The organism is Pseudanabaena biceps PCC 7429 (assembly GCF_000332215.1).
Classification (GTDB): Bacteria; Cyanobacteriota; Cyanobacteriia; order Pseudanabaenales; family Pseudanabaenaceae; genus Pseudanabaena; species Pseudanabaena biceps.
Genome location: NZ_ALWB01000002.1, coordinates 19,283 through 35,024, shown reverse-complemented (window position 1 = coordinate 35,024; position 15,742 = coordinate 19,283). Strand labels below are relative to the sequence as shown.

Here is a 15,742-nt window from a genome sequence, read left to right as displayed (position 1 = left end):
TTCCCTTTATAGTACGAATTTTTCGATCGCTACTGCCACACCGTCATCTTCCACACTGGGGGCAATCCAATCACCCAAGGGTTTTAATCCTTCAGCACCATTGCCCATTACGACACCAATACCCGCATATTCAATCATTTCTAGATCGTTGAAATTATCACCAATCGCTAAAACCTGCGATCGATCTAGCCCCAAAATATTTTCAGCTAAGTGCTTGACGGCTGTACCTTTATTCGCGATCGGATTAGTCGCCTCAAAGAAAGTCGCCACGGACTTCGTGAGATAGAGCTGTTGGGGCGTATAGCGATCCTTAAGGACTCGCAGCATTTCCGTGACTAGTTCTGCGGTATCACTCAGAGCCAAAATCTTGGTGGGGGGGTGTTCTTGACACTGCTTAATCAGAAATTCGCGCAAATCTCCAACTACTGTAACGTCTACCTTTGATCGCTTGGCATAGAATTCCGTCTGGGCGGTCATTTTCCGAACGTAGAGTTCGTCATTTACATAGATATGGATTGACAATCTATCGTTAGTGGCAAATTCGCCTAGATCGTCAAGGAGCGCTAAAGCCTGTCCTATTTCCACTGGCCAATGTCCAACTAATTCACCAGTTTTCGGATCCTTGATAAAGGCTCCTTGATAGGAAATTAAGGGCATATCGGAGGCGATCAATTCATGAAATCGTAGAGCCGAACGGTACATTCTCCCTGTGGCGATCGCGACCTTGACTCCCTTTGCTTGAGCAGCTTTCACTGCCTGTTTCACCGCATCATTGACCTGATTGGCATCTCCGCTAATCGTGCCATCAATATCTACCACGATCAGTTTAATGTCTTGCGCCATGAGTTTTTTGTTTACTTTCTATAAAAAAATAGAATCAATCTATGAAGTGACCCTACTTTTTTATAATACCGTTCTTAGCTTATAGGCTTTGTATTGTCAGATCCTTATATATCTGCCGTTAACTGTAAACAAAAGAGGAATGCCGCGCGGAGCGCGGCATTCCTCTTTTGTTTACGATATATATAGCAAAGATAAGTGGCGGCGCTCTGCGCCGCCACTTATCTTTGGGGTTTTATATTCCAAACAAATCTAGTTTTTATTTCAGTAGCTTTAATCCAAAACCTTATTTCTGTTCGGGACAATTGGTACCATTGGAAATATTGCGACATTGCTCGCGAATCTCAGACAAGAGGCTGGGGTTCAATTGCTTAGATTTGCTCAGGGCAAGTTCAAATTGCTTTTTGGCAGTGGGAATACTGCTACCACCCTGCATCCATAACACCTGTCCCTTGAGATAGTTCAGTTCTGGATTGTTGGGAGCAGAAGCTAAAGCCTTATTTACGGCATCCAGTGCGAGTTCTGGCTTCCGCGCATCGCGGTAGGCGAGGGCAATTCCACGCCATTTCAAATAATCGGGGGCAGCATATTGCTTCAGACTTTCTAAAGCAGTCTCAAGGTCAGAGAGGGGCAATACTGAAGCGATCAGCATATCCACATAGCCCTTAATCAAATTTAGTTCAGGATCGTTAGGGGAGATATCCTTGGCTTTTTGGATATTGTCAAAGACGCTCTGCACTAAGGGCAAAGCCGAAGGTGCACTAGATACGCCTTCAGTTTTGATAATATATCCCGCTGCGATCAGATCACTAACGGCTAAATATGTGTAAGCTCTGAGGTTATCCTTACCCTTTAAGGCTTCAGCGTTGACACGAACGCGATCGCCTGCAATCTTCATGGACAAATAGTCTTCTTTAGCGTAAAAAGTAGATGCTCGCAAAGAAAACAGAAGTGGATCGTTAGCTTCCGTTCTAACAGCTAAATCCAACTGTTTTACTGCTGCTACATAATTTCCATCTTTGAACATTAATTCAAAGGCTTTTTGAGTTTCACTACCGATCTCTCTTGCATTTGTGGAGCGAAACGGATCGGCGGCGAAGCTAGGCATCGCAGTGACAGCAGTAACTAAGACTGCTAAGCAAGATGCAGATACAGACACAAATACAGATTGCAAAGGGCGTTTCATAAAATTCCCCAAAAGGTTCAGGCTATAAGTTAAGTGGCTATTATTAGCAAGGTTGAGATCGTTTTTTAGCATTCTGACAAATTTAACTCGTACTTAACCTAAATATTTAATTTAAATCTAGTCAGAAATTTTAAGTTGCCTGCAACATAGTACGTTAATACTACGAGAGACGATTTTATTTTACAAAAAGTTTCTTAGCATCACCTAACAGTCGAGATCGCAAGGCTAATCGTCTCGGCATTTAGATAAAACCGAGCCATCCAGACTAATACCAATTCCCAAAAGGGCTACGCCCTTTTGGGAATTGGTATTACACTCATTTGCTATTTGCGTTCGTTTTTCGCTACTTCCGCCGCAGAATTGTCCATATCACAATGGGCGCACCTAATAAAGATGTCACTGAGTTAAGAGGTAATAAACTCTTATTTGGTAATTGGGTAGCTAAATCAGCGACGATCGCTAAATTTGCACCAACTAAAATTGTGGCGGGGAGCATAATCCGACTATCGGTAGAGCGAAATAGGGCGCGACAGAGATGCGGCACGGCGACACCTAAAAAGGCGATTGGACCACAGAAAGCAGTGACGGTTCCTGCTAAGAGAGCGACATTAACCACAATTCCTAAACGGAGGCGTGAGATCTTTGTGCCGAGGCTGCGGGCTTGCATTTCCCCTAGAAGCATAGTGTTGAGAGGCTTAATGGAGGCGATCGCTAATACTAATCCGATCGATATCGCGCCACATAGTAAAGGTAATCGCGCTACCGTTACACCTGCAAAGCTGCCAAATGTCCAGTTGATGTAAGACTGAATCCGTTCAGGAGAACTAAAATACAGCAAAATGTTCACTACTGTACCAACACCATAGCCCATCATTAAACCCAGTACTAAGAGTATTGTGGAGTTCTGTACAAATCTCGAAGCGATCGCCACTAGCGACATCGAAAAAGCAGCACCAATACAAGCGGCTATCAATGTTGATTCACTACCTAATACAGCGCTAACTTGCCCCATAGACTCCGTTGCTAAAATAGCGATCGCTACGCCTAAACTCGCACCAGAGCTAACCCCTAACACGAAGGGACCCGCTAAGGGATTGCTAAATAACACTTGCATTTGCAAACCACTCACGGCGAGAGCGGCTCCACAAAAAATGGCTGTGAGTGCTTTGGGTAATCTAAACTGCCAGAAAATTTGTGACCAACCGAGTTCTGGAGATTGATGGAAGACGATCTTCATCAGATCGGGAATGGGAATCCACACGGAGCCGATAACTAAACTGGCGATCGCACTCAAGCCAAGACTGAGCATAAGTGCCATAAAAATTAAGGCGATCCGATTTTCTTTAAGAGAATATTTCAAGATATGGATTAGGTAGTGGTAAAACGCAAGGATAGGGGGCGTGAAGCACCCCCTATCCTTGCCATATAAAATCACGGCGCAAGTTTTTTATAGTAGAAGAGTTGATAATCTGGCATTAATTCAGGATGAAAGATTTTCACTAAATCAGCTAATACCACATCAGGATTAGTGATACCACTTTGCCAATAGTCATTACCGCCATTGTTACTAATTCGGGCATTGTTGTTATACATCTGTCCAATTTGCCAAGCCTGAAAATCACGATAGCGCCCATCGGATTTGGGAATATCTTCTTTCTGCTTCCAATCTTGACTCCCATTTAGCCAAAAATCTGCCGATCGCCCACGCAGATATACCGCCTCAAAACTAAGAGGATTACTACCAGCAGTCGGTTCATCAGCCCAGAGATAACTAGCCCCAGCATCTTCAAGAAACTTCGCCGCGTAGCTTTTGCCTCCTGCCATATACCAAGTTCCACTACGATGAAATCCTATCAAGACCGTGGGACGTTGTTTGGCGGTTTTCGCGATCGCCGCCACCTTCTCATATCTAGTCACAATATCTGCAAATACCAGATTGGCTTTATCCTCTTGATTAAAAAATAACGCGGTAAACTTAATCCATTCTGCTTGTCCCAATGGCGAAGATTCCATATATTCAGCATTAATCGCCACTTTTAGCCCTGCTTCTAAAAGCTTGGGATGGCTATCACGGGCGGGATTACCAGTGCCATAGGTAGTAATCAGATCGGGGCTAAGCGCTAATAATCTTTCCAGATTCAAGGCATTATTGCGTCCAGCATCTTGCACATTATTACGTTTTAATCTCGCTTTCACATCTTCACCATAGACTAATTCCAGACTATCCATTGCCACAATGCGATCAAGTAAATCTAGTTTCTCTAAGTGCGCTAAGTGGGTAGTAGAAAGAATTGCCACAGTGCGAACAGGAACTTGGACAATCTGACTTTCGGTAAAGCCAGCAGGGTTGGGCGTGCCACATTGTACTAAGGCATAGCGAAATTCTTCCTTCGCACTTTTCCAAGGTTGATTGACAGTAACTACCTTGTAATTTTTGTGATAAGAAATGCTAAAGCCGATCGCATGATCAACTTTGGATTTAACAGGAAAATAATCGCGATCGGGTTCATATTTGTCAACACAGCCTTCGCGTTGCTTAGCGACGGGTGTAACGGTGCAACTGCTCACTGTTGCGCCAATCAGGACAAATACTAGGCATAATTTCTTTATAGTTTTCATGAATTGATTGAGAACTGCTCACTTTTCCTAAAGGGAATAGGCGGCGCGAAGCGCCGCCTATTCCCTTATAGGGATTTTATGGATAAACATGTTTGGCGATCGCCACTCCACCAACCACATGATCATTGATAATCTGCTTGGCAATCTCAGGCGTGACTCGCGTATACCAAGTTTTGTCATCGGAATAGAAAACCACAGGTCCCATTTTGCAGACTTCCAAACAGCCCGAAACACAAACTTCAATATCATCAATATTTGCCTCCTTGACCGCTTCTTGCAGAGCCTCATAGATCGGCTGATATTCCCGTGAAGGTAAGCAACGGCTGGAGCGACAGACAGAAATATAACGCTTCTGGAGAGGATTGCGATCATAGGGAATTTCTTTGGTTCCTAAAATATAAGTCTCGCGCAATTCCTCATACAACTTGAGCTTTTCTAAATTTGGCTTGCGTTCTGACAGCAAATCTTCGTTATCGCCTACAAAAGGATTTGGCAAAAAGAAAGTCATCATCTTTACGCCTGCACCATTCCAAAACTGAATGCCCCAACTGCGCGGCTCTCCTTCTGGATTGAGGCGACGATAGAGGGCGGCGCGGCTGACTAGCCTAGCTTGGCTTTGTTCGGGTGAAGTGCGGCGATCGGGACCACCGAGATTTTCCGCTAAGCATAGATGTAAATGCCAGCTTTCGGTCAGAACAGTGAGGTAGCCATCATAAAGTTTAAAAAGCTTAGGCGCGGCGTTAAATTCCAATTCCAAAACACTGCCATCGACCATATGCCCAATGCCGATATTTTGCCAGCGTTCTTGACAGAGATAATGCAGTAATGGCGCAGTCACATCTAAATCCGTGGGAAAGAATTCATATTCAATACTAGCTCCATTGGGTAAATGTTCAATTTCGGTGAGATTGAGAGGTGTAACGAGGCGAGAAAATGTACTCATGATATTGCTCCTAATAGAACTTTTGTTAGAGATCTAGGATAGGCGGCGCGATGCGCCGCCTATCCTAGATCTCTATTGGATTTTAAAACTGAAAGCTTAAACTACTTCTAATCGTGCGCCCACCATCAGGAAAACCCGCAAATAACTGAAAACGTTGATCGAAAATATTTTCGATGCCAACGGTTAACGTTATCTGCTTAGTGATCGGACCGCGGAGCCGCAAGTCAAAAGTGGTCTGACCTGATAGAAACTCAGTATTGGTATTATTGGTCGGAAAGCCTCCGAGAGAACTCATCAACAATCCTGCATACCAACCTTGAGCATCTTCATAGGACAGCCCTAAACTGAGTTTATCGCCACCTGCAAAGCGTAATTCTTTACCATTTTCTCCAGCATTGACACTGGACAAAATTCTTGGATCGTTGGCTGTGTAGTTGGCAAACAGGAAGACATTGGGGGCAACCCGTATATTTAGAGCCGCCTCAATCCCTGTAGTCACGACCTGTCCCAGATTTTGGTATGTACCAGAGATGCCATTAGCAGGGGGAGAAATAGATTGAAAAGCAATCAAATTAGAAATATTATTAGAAAAGGCGGTCAGCCTGAATAGCCCGATCTCACCAAGCTTTTGATCGATGCCAATATCATAGCTATCGCCTGTTTCGGGTAACAGGTTAGGATTGCCAATGTTACTAGGACTGGGGTTAAAAAGATTGGTGATCGTGGGAGTGCGGAAATTGCGAATGTAGTTGGCGCGGACTGTGGTGGAATCGGTAAGCGCATATTTAATTCCTAACGCTGGAGTTGTGACCGAACCATTGACTAAACTACTAAACTCTTGCCGAAGTCCTGCGGTGATATTCAATCGATCCGTAAGGTCATTACTATATTGAGCAAATAACGCACCCTGCGAAATACTTGCATTGTAACCAGCGCTAAGTAAGTTCGTAGTTAGGTTGGTCGTTTCGTTAATGGCATTGGTCGAGCGATAGTCTAAGCCATAGGTAATATTTTGAGTGGAAGCAAACTTCCAGTTGTGCTGAATTTGGAAACCAAGACTATTTTGGCGCGTTTCAAATCTTTGCTGGGTTTGAGGCGTATTTGTGAGAACAGGGGGACTTCCAACTAGGGTATTTGCAAAGGCGGTACGGTTATCAAAGCGCGTATTTAGGCGATCGCTGTAAACCCTAACTGAAAGCAGCGAATCATTGCCTTCTCCTAGTTTTTGTTCCAATCCCAAATCGACAAATACTTGATCGGTATACTTGCGGTTATTGTCCGTCAGGCTATTGAAATATCCTTGACCAAATAGAGGACTGGGAATCGGGACTCCTCCAGGCACACCATAATTTTGGGCTACATAGAAACCTGTGAGTGATAACTTGGTGCGATCGCTTGGCTGATATTCCAGCTTGATATTGGAAGTATTGGAAATCCCGTCATTATTGGTTCTAACCCCACTAAAACCAGCTTCAGGAATAGTAAAAGGATAGTTGTTTTGCGCCTGAGTGCGCGAGAATCCAACTACATAACTAAATTCGCCTACCTTTTGGCTAAGTTGTAATGATTGTTCATTTAATCCATAACTACCAATTTCGACTTTGGCATTAGCCGCAAATCTTTCTGTCGGGCGGGTGGTGATGATATTGATAATCCCACCGATCGCATCGGAGCCATAGAGTGTCGAGCCGCCCCCCGGAATTACTTCAATGCGTTCAATTAAACTTGAGGGAATCGTTGACAGGTCAAAGCCACCACTGCCAACATTATTGATAGGACGACCATCTAGTAAAATCAAAACTTGATTAGTATTGGAACCACGAATAAATTGACCACTCAAGGCATTAAATTCTGTCCCTACTGTCCCGCCGCCCAAAATACTTGGTAAAAATTTGAGCGCTTCTTTAGCAGTTCTTGCTCCCTGTTGTTCAATCTCCTGACGATTAATTGTATAGGCAGGGCGAGTGCCATCCTGCAAAGTTGCATCACGGCGTTGGGTGGAAGTTACGGGTCGATTGAGGATTTTCCCAGCTACGGTAATCTCCTCTTCAGATGTATCATCTACTTTTGGCTTAGGTGGTATTGAATTATTTTGTTTTTGCTCTGAATTAGTTGAACTTGGATCTTGAGCAATGGGAGAAGGCATTGTTTGATTTTCTGTTGGTTTAGCAAAGATCTCCATAGGCATAGAGACACCTAGAAGCAGCAGCATCAAACCAGATAATCCGCCAATTTGAAGTGGTTGGGGAAGAAAATATGTTGTGAGGCTGCTTTTTGAGCTACTTGTGAAGATAGTTCTAATCATTGATGAAAGTCTTGAATTTATTACAGAATATTTGTAGAGATTTTTTGAATAAAGTTTTTAGTGCTGATCTACCAGAATGCTCTTAGGTTAAGGATTACAAAGGATTAGGTGAAGGTGGCAATACCACAAATAGTTTTTGCCTAATCGCTTCAGGACGTTCTTGATAGGGAACGGCTCCAGTAGGATGCTCCAGATATTGTCGGCTAAACTGCCATATCTCAGGAGTAGCTTCTAGTGGACGCAGATCGCTAAAGATAAAGGTGAGCTTATTCGCTCCCGTAAAGGCAACGACACAGGCGCGATCGCAGGCTGCCATACACCTTACAGGCTCAATCTGCAAGCGATCGCCTAATCCTTCTAGTTTCTTACTCAGCGCATTGAATAGGTGCTGTCCACCTCTCAATCCTTCATGTTCTTTTTCTGTCTTGGAAAACCGACAAAGGGTACAAACAAAGAGTTTATGTTGAGTCATTTTGTTTTTTTCGCGGTGTTTTTTCGCGCAATCGCGCAATTTAAGGATTCCAATATTTTTTGACTTCTCAATTTTTCTCAACGAGAAGTTAACCCAACATTTGGGTTGAGATAGATATAAGTTCCTCTTCCTATAATTTTGCTAATTACAAAGCAAGGAAGGGAGAAGCGGCAAGCAAAGAAGATGCGATCGCTGAAAATGTAAAAACCGTAGACGCAAAAAATGACAAACTAGAAAATAGTTTGTCCAATAGTCATATAGCGATATCAATGTGACAAGCCGTCCAGCTTGACACAGCAAAGCTTTAATAGGATCTCTCATTCTGTAACTCGCAGATGGGATATAGGTTTACGTGAGTTGTTGGTGGGCATCCTGACTCGAAAAGCTTGTTAATAAACGATCAATTAGCTTTCATCACAGTTGCGGTACAGCGTCGGATTTACACCGAACTTTCCCCGTTTCCTCTAGTGACTGCTCCTCACTAGAACCAAACAATGTATTGAACTATATCAGTAGAGTGACAGCATAGCAATAACCTATCAGAAACTTTAAGTAGTTCTGCATAATTAAAAACCAAAACCAAAGAGCATACCGCCCGCGTAGCGGGCGGTATGCTCTTCTAGGTTTTAAGTTTATTTATGCTTAGGTACTTATGAGGGATTATCGAGTTTTGGCTTTAACTTAGAGTTAGTAATTTCTCCAAATGTAATAAGGTATAGAATGGAAAGCAAAAGATGAGATATTCAAACTTGCATTGCGACATCTTATTCTTTTTGACTTGTTAATTGGTTGCTAAAAATGACAGCAGATATTCTACAAATTAAGAATTTGAGTTGTGGATATGGGAACACTCCGACTCTAGAGAATATTAATTTTGAAGTTTATAGGGGTGAGTGGTTGAGCATTATTGGCGCAAATGGCTGCGGCAAATCCACATTACTCAAGACAATTTGTGGCTTACTTCTACCTCAACATGGTTCTATTTTCCTTAATGGCAAGAATGTTCTCCATGACTCGGCGATTTGTCGATACATGGCTTTTCTACCGCAACAGCCGATCGCTCCTGAAGGACTAACGGTCTATCAGATGGTCTGCTTAGGGCGAAACCCTCACCAAACATGGTGGCAATGGCAGATAGATCGACAAGGTGAAGAAGTTGTCGAAAGAGCCTTAGAACTTTGTCATCTTACTTCATATCGCGATCGCACTATGGACAAACTTTCTGGTGGCGAACGTCAGCGCACCTTTATTGCTTTAGCACTTGCCCAAGATCCTCAAGTGATTTTGCTTGATGAACCCACAACTTTTCTGGATATTCGTTATCAATTAGAACTTTTAGAACTGCTAAAAAACTTAAACCGCAATCAAGGATTGACTATCGTAATGGTGCTGCATGATATGAATCTGGCTGCTAGATATAGCGATCGCATTGCGATTATGGAAAAAGGTACATTATTGTGTATTGGGAAAATTGATGAAGTGATCACTACCAAGAATATCGAGAAAGCATTTGCAGTCAAAGCCAAGGTTGTAAATGGAGATTTAGGCATACAGGTATATCCCTATGCCAGTCTGTAGCCATCTCATCTATACGCCTATTGAGCCTTCGTGAATTTTCCGCTCTTAATTTTCACGTTTTATTAAGTAGCTAGGCATAAGTAAACTTAAAACCTAGAAAAGCATACCGCCCGCTGTGCGGGCGGTATGCTCTCTGGTTTTGTTTTTTAATTATGCCGAACTACTTACCAATTCCCAAAATGGCGTTGCCATTTTGGGAATCTCAAAACCTTACTGGGTTTGTTTTTTAATTCACTGATTTAATTCACTGAATTGTTGGCTCACTTCAGTAAATTGGTATTAATGAAATTTTATGTTGTTTGACGAGCCGTCTTTTGACTGCCAGAGCAAGTAGGGGCATGATGTACCCAGACTAAAATTCAACTCGACTTTGCGGCTAAGCCGCGTAGGGCATCGGCGTAAAGCTTTGCCCTTATTTTTCGTGAATATTTAGCGAATATTTAAGTAACTAGACCAAGGAATTATAACTATGAAACGCATTTTCTCTATTTTAGCGATCGCGCTGACCATGTTTTTGGGGCTATCCTTTAGCCAACCTGCCTTTGCCGAACAGACCTCAGGTCAAAAAGTTTTTAGTTCAAACTGCGCTTCCTGTCATGCAGGCGGCACAAACCGAGTAGTAGCAGCCAAAAACTTGAAAAAAGATGCCTTAGAAAAGTATGGCAAATACTCGGTTGAGGCAATCGTCGCCCAAGTTACGAAGGGGAAAGGTGCAATGCCTGCTTTTGGCAAAAAACTCACTGCTAATGAAATTAATCTAGTCGCAAACTATGTGATCGAGCAAGCTGACAATGGCTGGGCAAAAAGCTAGGAGATATTAAAACCCAGAATCAAAACCTGTAGCGCACGCGCAGCGTGCGCTACAGGTTTTAGGATTTTATATTTAATTGCGCCTAGCTACTTAATAAGGGTTTTGAGTTTTCATTTTGCCATAGACAAAATGAAAACCTCAATAGGAAAGCATTTTAGAAAAACAGGTTTTAAGAAAGCGCACATATGACCAATAAGACCAATAAAATGATTGATAAAAATTATCTTCTAGCTCTTTTTAGGCATAAGTTTAGGCATAAGTTTAGGCATAAGTTTAATCTTGTTAATTTTGGTTTGGCTTGCATGACAATCACAGCAGCTACCGCAGTCACTTCCGCAACTGTGATTGCTCAAAATGCCACCTCCGTGATTATTCGCAATCCTCAAAGTGCGATCGCCAGTATTTTTAATATCAAAGGCGAGCAGGTGGGTACAGCAACATTCACCCAAACGCCGTTAGGATTGCAGGTTATCGTCAATGTCGAGAACCTCACTCAGGGTGAGCATATGATCCATATCCATGAGAATGGGAAATGTGACGCTCCAGATTTTAAGACATCGGGTAATCACTTCAATCCTAAAAATCCTAAAGATGATGACGATGATAATGAGATTAATCCTATGCATGGAAATCATGGAGCCCATGAGAACCATGAAAAGCATGAGGGAGAAAAACATAACCCAGCAGGGGATTTGCCCAATATCGTAGTTAAGAAAGATGGCAAGGGAAAACTGAACGCCCTACTTCCCCGACTAAGTTTGGATAACAAGCCCAACTCACTGCTCAAGCAAGGCGGTACATCCATTCTCATCCATGCAGGTGCCAATGGGAATTCAACTATTCCTAATGTCGATTACAAGACTCGCATTGCCTGTGGAGTAATTAAGAAATTCTAACCATTCCATCTCAAAAAACAATCATTAATTAATCAATGTTGGAAATTGCTTCTATCCTATTAAACTTGAATCTATCTACTCCTAATCTCAACGCGGATTTAGGAAGTAAGAGCTTGCCACTTCGCATTGCCCATGAAGTAAGAACCGCTAATGAAGTCGGAGGGACATTACATATCGAGCCAGACGATCGCCCGATCGCAGGTCAAAGATCGCGAGCTTGGATCGCTTTAACAAGACGGGGCGGCGAAGTCATTCCTTACAATAACTGTAACTGTCGTTTAGAAGTAAGGTCTCTAACCAACAAAAATATTAAATTTACAGTATCCCAAATGCCATCGATCCTTGATCGCTACTTGGGCTTGCCGAGTATAGAGATCGTATTTCCACAGGTAGGCAGATATGAACTGCTATTAAACGGCGCACCCAAGGGAGATGAAGATTTCTCACCCTTTGAATTAACTTTTACCGTAAATGTTGGCAAATAAGCATCCAATTTGAATTAACTTTTACCGTAAATGTTGGCAAATAAGCATCCAATTTGCGTTATATGTGAAGAATGCTAGATTTATTGCTTATATCCGCCTTGGGATTTTTAGGAAGTTTTGGTCACTGCGTGGGTATGTGTGGCCCCTTAACCGTTGCCTTTTCACTTTCTGGAAAAGATCGACAGGATCGCGAGTCTTCCCAAGTTTGGCAACAGCATCTGTACTTTCACGCATTGCTCAATATTGGTAGGATTTTCAGTTATGTACTGGTAGGTGCGGCGATTGGGGCGATCGGTTCGGTACTAATTGCCAGTGGTCAGTTAGCAGGTATAGAAAGCGATCTGCGACGGTGGCTAGCGATTTTGACGGGAATTTTATTAGTGTGGATGGGATTGGTGCAGATCGAGCCTGAAGGTTTACCTCAGATGCCTTTTCTCAATCCAATAGCTGCCCTCGGACTCCATCAGCGTCTTAGCAATGCCATGATGAAGTTATCCCTCTATTCCCATCCTATTACGCCCGCTTTACTTGGGATGACATGGGGGTTAATCCCCTGTGGTTTTCTCTATACAGCCCAACTCAAGGCAGCCGAAACTAGCAGTATGATGCAGGGAGCTTTAACGATGCTGGCTTTTGGCATCGGCACTTTACCATCGATGCTGGGCATTGGCATATTTGCAGGACTAATAAGTCGCGATCGCCGCAGTCAGTTATTTCGGATGGGGGGCTGGATCACCCTAACAATTGGGCTCCTAACGATATTGCGAAGTAGCGACATGGTGGATTATACGGGGCATGGTGGATTAATTTTGCTCGTCCTTGCTTTGGTAGCACGTCCACTCGGACAACTATCAAAATTTTGGTCAGCGTTAATGACCTATCGCCGTGCTATCGGGATGGGAGCCTTCATCCTTTCCATCGCCCATACTTTCCATATGCTTGAACATACTTTTCAATGGAATTTTGATGCTTTATCTTTCTTGATCCCAAGGCATCAACTAGCAATTTGGTTAGGCGCGATCGCGATCGCCTTAATGACTCCAGCCGCAATCACCAGTTCCGATTGGATGGTAGCTAAACTCGGTAAGGCTTGGCGTTATTTACATTTACTTTCGGTTCCTGCTTTGGTACTCGCCTCAGTGCATACAATTGCGATCGGTTCAAGTTATCTGGGTGCGGTGGAATGGAGTCCTAAAAATTGGATCTTGACGATTTCCTGTGGGGCAATTACAGCGATCGCCTTATCTTTGAGAATGGTTAACTTAAAAACGATGAAAAAATAAGCCTAGCAAATCGCTTTTTTGTGAATATTTAAGTAACGTCAGTTCGGGTTAAGCTGGCAAATTTTAAAAGCCCAAAAATAAAAGCCTTGCGTAGCAAGGCTTTTATTTTTGGGCTTTTAAAATTTGCCAGCTTAACCCGAACTGACGTTAATACAGTTGACAGCAGATATAGTAAGATAAAGACCGCGCCACAGCGTGAGCTTTGTCTTACTATGTTGGCAAATCTATTAGTCGGTGCTAGTAAAGTTAAGCGGGCATGTAGTTTGACCAGAGCCATCCAGTGCCCCACGTGCTACAGAACCAGGTCCTAGTACATTAGCAATACAAAAAACGGTAGTTATTGTTGTTGTTTGAGCACCCAATACGCCTGTTACACCAACAACACCTTCAAAAACGCCTAAGGTAGAGGAAGATGGTGTTGCAACATTGGTAGCGATTCGATCCAATTGAACTGGATTTGAGTTCCCATTAATATCACCTGTAATGACAGAGTAAGTGAAGGAACTTGTTGTCGTGGCTATGCCTACATTTAGCTGGCTGATGTTGCCAGCAAATATCTGTTTCTCCAGATAATAGACTTGTTGCAGACGACTCATCGTACCAGTGTAGGTTTTTGCTTCGGAATAGCGAGCTTTGTTGGCTTGATTGAGAAATGAGGGTAGAGCGATCGCCGCTAGAATACCAATGATAATCATTGTGACGAGCAGCTCAATCAATGTAAAGCCTTTACCATTAAGGTTTTGAATTTTGGTTTGGCGATCGCGAAGCAATAAACTGACTATATATACTAAATTCTTGAAATCCACAGTCCCGTACCTGCAACTAACTTGTAACCTTTTCCCTTAGATCAAATTACCCAGTTTTCCGAGATTTAAATTCATCCGAAATATTAAGGATTCTTGCTTCGAGACCGATCGCCTCCCGCGCATTGCAAAACACTTCTGCCTGAAGCCGAGAATCACGACATAGCCCAATCACTAAAGTATTGATATGCTCGATATAGGCGGCGTTGAGCGCTGCTTTGCCTTCTTCATATATAAGAGGTATTCCTGGTTGGATAATTGCCAGATTTTGAAAAAATTGATTAGTACTAGCAAAGCAACAATCTATATATTGATTGAGTAAGTCAAAGTCCACTTCAGTTTTGCCTTGGATATCGCCGAGGGTATAGGCGATCATATCGATGGGGGTGCGATCGCTAATAAATGGTGTAGCCGCATCCTGCCATACCTGTTCGGCAGCATCTAAAACATGATTTTGCACAAACAGCCTCGTATTAAAGTCCATCGGCTCGGCAGGATCTAAACCAAGTCGGGCAAAAACTTGGCTAGTCGTGGTGCGCACAAAGGGAATATGCAAGCGATCGGCTAGGGCGATCGCTAAGGTGGTTTTACCAGTGCGATGTGCGCCACAGAGTCCCAAATTGCCATTAAGCTTATACATCGTCTGGATCGATACCTAAAGCTCTTAACCGCTCCGCAAGACGATTTGCACGTAGGCTTTCTTGCTCGGCGCGTAGGCTTTCTTGCTCGGCACGTAGGCTTTCTTGTTCTGCACGTAGGCTTTCTTGTTCTGCACGTAGGCTTTCTTGCTCGGCTCGTTTCTGGTGGGCTTCAGCTCGTCTACGCTCTTGAGCGGTGCGTTGCTGTTCTTGCCACACTTGGATTTCTGACTGCTGTAAACGCTGACTTAGTTCTACAGGTGACAAAAATCTCTGACCATCGGGACGCGAGATAATTAATTCCTGTCCGATCGCCCAATCAAATTTAATCCCTAATAATGGACTGCCCCAATTGAGCATTGATGGAATTTGGACTAGGCGATCGCCCACTCTCTGCCAGCCTTCTAAAATGAGATCGTCGGGATCATAAATGTAATATTCCTGAACGCCATAGGTTTGGTAAAAGTCAAACTTATCTTCAAGGGAATCTTGTCCGCGTCGATCTTTATTGCTGGGTGACAGGATCTCAAAAACTACCTGTGGCGCAATATTATCTTCTAACCATTGTTTATAAGATCCCCTTCGACCTTTAGGACGACCTAGAGCCACCATCACATCAGGCGCAACTCGTTTTTGAGTGCGACGGACTGGATACCAGAGCAAATCCCCTGCCACAAATACATTAGGATCGTCGGCATACATAATCTCTAGGTTTTCCTTAATAATCACAATCCAGCGATATTGCTCGGTATTGTCAGCCATAGGATTACCATCACTGTCAGGATAATCAATCTCAGGAGCGATCTCTGAATCAGAGATTAAAGGTTGCAGAGTCATTAATTTACCCTCGCTAAAACCTGTAAATATTCAATCCATTCTACAA

At 43.2% G+C, this 15,742-nt stretch carries 15 protein-coding genes and 1 riboswitch; of the genes, 5 read left to right on the top strand and 10 right to left on the bottom strand.

Going from position 1 to position 15,742, the window contains the following annotated elements; translation table 11 throughout:
* Window positions 1-6 precede the first annotated feature (6 nt).
* The 7 genes from PSE7429_RS00450 to PSE7429_RS00420 form a co-directional block, all read right to left on the bottom strand.
* Window positions 7-843 carry a Cof-type HAD-IIB family hydrolase gene (locus PSE7429_RS00450; RefSeq protein WP_009625053.1) on the bottom strand — a complete coding sequence of 279 codons (837 nt, stop codon included), beginning with the start codon at window positions 841-843 and terminating at the stop codon, window positions 7-9.
* A gap of 283 nt (window positions 844-1,126) precedes the next feature.
* Window positions 1,127-2,026, bottom strand: coding sequence for a Sll0314/Alr1548 family TPR repeat-containing protein (locus PSE7429_RS00445; protein WP_040686808.1), 900 nt, complete (start codon window positions 2,024-2,026; stop codon window positions 1,127-1,129).
* 343 nt (window positions 2,027-2,369) lie between these two features.
* Window positions 2,370-3,344 (bottom strand): iron ABC transporter permease, encoded by a 975-nt coding sequence (locus PSE7429_RS00440; RefSeq protein WP_009625051.1) that lies wholly within the window; start codon window positions 3,342-3,344, stop codon window positions 2,370-2,372.
* A gap of 113 nt (window positions 3,345-3,457) precedes the next feature.
* Window positions 3,458-4,645: an ABC transporter substrate-binding protein gene (locus PSE7429_RS00435; protein ID WP_009625050.1), complete on the bottom strand. Its 1,188-nt coding sequence runs from the start codon at window positions 4,643-4,645 to the stop codon at window positions 3,458-3,460.
* A gap of 76 nt (window positions 4,646-4,721) precedes the next feature.
* Entirely contained in the window at window positions 4,722-5,588 is an 867-nt protein-coding gene (locus tag PSE7429_RS00430) for a (2Fe-2S) ferredoxin domain-containing protein (RefSeq protein WP_009625049.1), read from the bottom strand.
* Between the two features lie 82 nt (window positions 5,589-5,670).
* A complete protein-coding gene (locus PSE7429_RS00425; protein ID WP_144052467.1) occupies window positions 5,671-7,734 on the bottom strand; it encodes a TonB-dependent receptor in 2,064 nt (687 codons plus the stop codon).
* A gap of 253 nt (window positions 7,735-7,987) precedes the next feature.
* On the bottom strand, window positions 7,988-8,365 hold the full coding sequence (locus PSE7429_RS00420; RefSeq protein WP_040686829.1) for a DUF1636 domain-containing protein: 378 nt from the start codon (window positions 8,363-8,365) through the stop codon (window positions 7,988-7,990).
* 345 nt (window positions 8,366-8,710) lie between these two features.
* Window positions 8,711-8,872, bottom strand: a riboswitch (cobalamin riboswitch).
* A gap of 291 nt (window positions 8,873-9,163) precedes the next feature.
* Between PSE7429_RS00420 and PSE7429_RS00415 the strand changes: the two genes are divergently transcribed.
* From PSE7429_RS00415 to PSE7429_RS00395, 5 genes are all read left to right on the top strand, one after another.
* Complete coding sequence (locus PSE7429_RS00415) at window positions 9,164-9,943, top strand: ABC transporter ATP-binding protein (protein WP_009625045.1); 780 nt, start codon at window positions 9,164-9,166, stop codon at window positions 9,941-9,943.
* Window positions 9,944-10,412: 469 nt separating this feature from the next.
* The gene (petJ, locus tag PSE7429_RS00410) at window positions 10,413-10,754 is read left to right on the top strand and encodes a cytochrome c6 PetJ (protein ID WP_009625044.1); all 342 of its coding nucleotides are present in this window, start codon (window positions 10,413-10,415) and stop codon (window positions 10,752-10,754) included.
* A gap of 302 nt (window positions 10,755-11,056) precedes the next feature.
* On the top strand, window positions 11,057-11,650 hold the full coding sequence (locus PSE7429_RS00405) for a superoxide dismutase family protein (protein WP_158467598.1): 594 nt from the start codon (window positions 11,057-11,059) through the stop codon (window positions 11,648-11,650).
* Window positions 11,651-11,685: 35 nt separating this feature from the next.
* Window positions 11,686-12,135 carry a hypothetical protein gene (locus PSE7429_RS00400; protein WP_009625042.1) on the top strand — a complete coding sequence of 150 codons (450 nt, stop codon included), beginning with the start codon at window positions 11,686-11,688 and terminating at the stop codon, window positions 12,133-12,135.
* A 71-nt stretch (window positions 12,136-12,206) separates the two neighbouring features.
* Entirely contained in the window at window positions 12,207-13,418 is a 1,212-nt protein-coding gene (locus PSE7429_RS00395) for an urease accessory protein UreH domain-containing protein (RefSeq protein WP_009625041.1), read from the top strand.
* 227 nt (window positions 13,419-13,645) lie between these two features.
* Here the strand turns inward: PSE7429_RS00395 and PSE7429_RS23160 are convergent, their stop codons facing one another.
* Genes PSE7429_RS23160 through PSE7429_RS00380 form a run of 3 tightly spaced genes read right to left on the bottom strand, consistent with a single transcriptional unit; the run spans window position 13,646 to window position 15,696 of the window.
* Window positions 13,646-14,224 (bottom strand): type IV pilin-like G/H family protein, encoded by a 579-nt coding sequence (locus PSE7429_RS23160; RefSeq protein ID WP_009625040.1) that lies wholly within the window; start codon window positions 14,222-14,224, stop codon window positions 13,646-13,648.
* A 46-nt stretch (window positions 14,225-14,270) separates the two neighbouring features.
* The gene (locus PSE7429_RS00385; RefSeq protein ID WP_009625039.1) at window positions 14,271-14,861 is read right to left on the bottom strand and encodes an AAA family ATPase; all 591 of its coding nucleotides are present in this window, start codon (window positions 14,859-14,861) and stop codon (window positions 14,271-14,273) included.
* The gene (locus PSE7429_RS00380; protein WP_009625038.1) at window positions 14,854-15,696 is read right to left on the bottom strand and encodes a Uma2 family endonuclease; all 843 of its coding nucleotides are present in this window, start codon (window positions 15,694-15,696) and stop codon (window positions 14,854-14,856) included. The genes PSE7429_RS00385 and PSE7429_RS00380 overlap by 8 nt, the downstream gene beginning before the upstream one ends.
* Window positions 15,697-15,742: the final 46 nt, after the last annotated feature.

What these genes read in the sequence shown, in the direction of transcription:
- PSE7429_RS00450 (WP_009625053.1), bottom strand. Translation starts at nt 843, where the DNA reads ATGGCGCAAGACATTAAACTGATCGTGGTAGATATTGATGGCACGATT.
- PSE7429_RS00445 (WP_040686808.1), bottom strand. Translation starts at nt 2,026, where the DNA reads ATGAAACGCCCTTTGCAATCTGTATTTGTGTCTGTATCTGCATCTTGC.
- PSE7429_RS00440 (WP_009625051.1), bottom strand. Translation starts at nt 3,344, where the DNA reads ATGGCACTTATGCTCAGTCTTGGCTTGAGTGCGATCGCCAGTTTAGTT.
- PSE7429_RS00435 (WP_009625050.1), bottom strand. Translation starts at nt 4,645, where the DNA reads ATGAAAACTATAAAGAAATTATGCCTAGTATTTGTCCTGATTGGCGCA.
- PSE7429_RS00430 (WP_009625049.1), bottom strand. Translation starts at nt 5,588, where the DNA reads ATGAGTACATTTTCTCGCCTCGTTACACCTCTCAATCTCACCGAAATT.
- PSE7429_RS00425 (WP_144052467.1), bottom strand. Translation starts at nt 7,734, where the DNA reads ATGCCTTCTCCCATTGCTCAAGATCCAAGTTCAACTAATTCAGAGCAA.
- PSE7429_RS00420 (WP_040686829.1), bottom strand. Translation starts at nt 8,365, where the DNA reads ATGACTCAACATAAACTCTTTGTTTGTACCCTTTGTCGGTTTTCCAAG.
- PSE7429_RS00415 (WP_009625045.1), top strand. Translation starts at nt 9,164, where the DNA reads ATGACAGCAGATATTCTACAAATTAAGAATTTGAGTTGTGGATATGGG.
- petJ (WP_009625044.1), top strand. Translation starts at nt 10,413, where the DNA reads ATGAAACGCATTTTCTCTATTTTAGCGATCGCGCTGACCATGTTTTTG.
- PSE7429_RS00405 (WP_158467598.1), top strand. Translation starts at nt 11,057, where the DNA reads ATGACAATCACAGCAGCTACCGCAGTCACTTCCGCAACTGTGATTGCT.
- PSE7429_RS00400 (WP_009625042.1), top strand. Translation starts at nt 11,686, where the DNA reads ATGTTGGAAATTGCTTCTATCCTATTAAACTTGAATCTATCTACTCCT.
- PSE7429_RS00395 (WP_009625041.1), top strand. Translation starts at nt 12,207, where the DNA reads ATGCTAGATTTATTGCTTATATCCGCCTTGGGATTTTTAGGAAGTTTT.
- PSE7429_RS00385 (WP_009625039.1), bottom strand. Translation starts at nt 14,861, where the DNA reads ATGTATAAGCTTAATGGCAATTTGGGACTCTGTGGCGCACATCGCACT.
- PSE7429_RS00380 (WP_009625038.1), bottom strand. Translation starts at nt 15,696, where the DNA reads ATGACTCTGCAACCTTTAATCTCTGATTCAGAGATCGCTCCTGAGATT.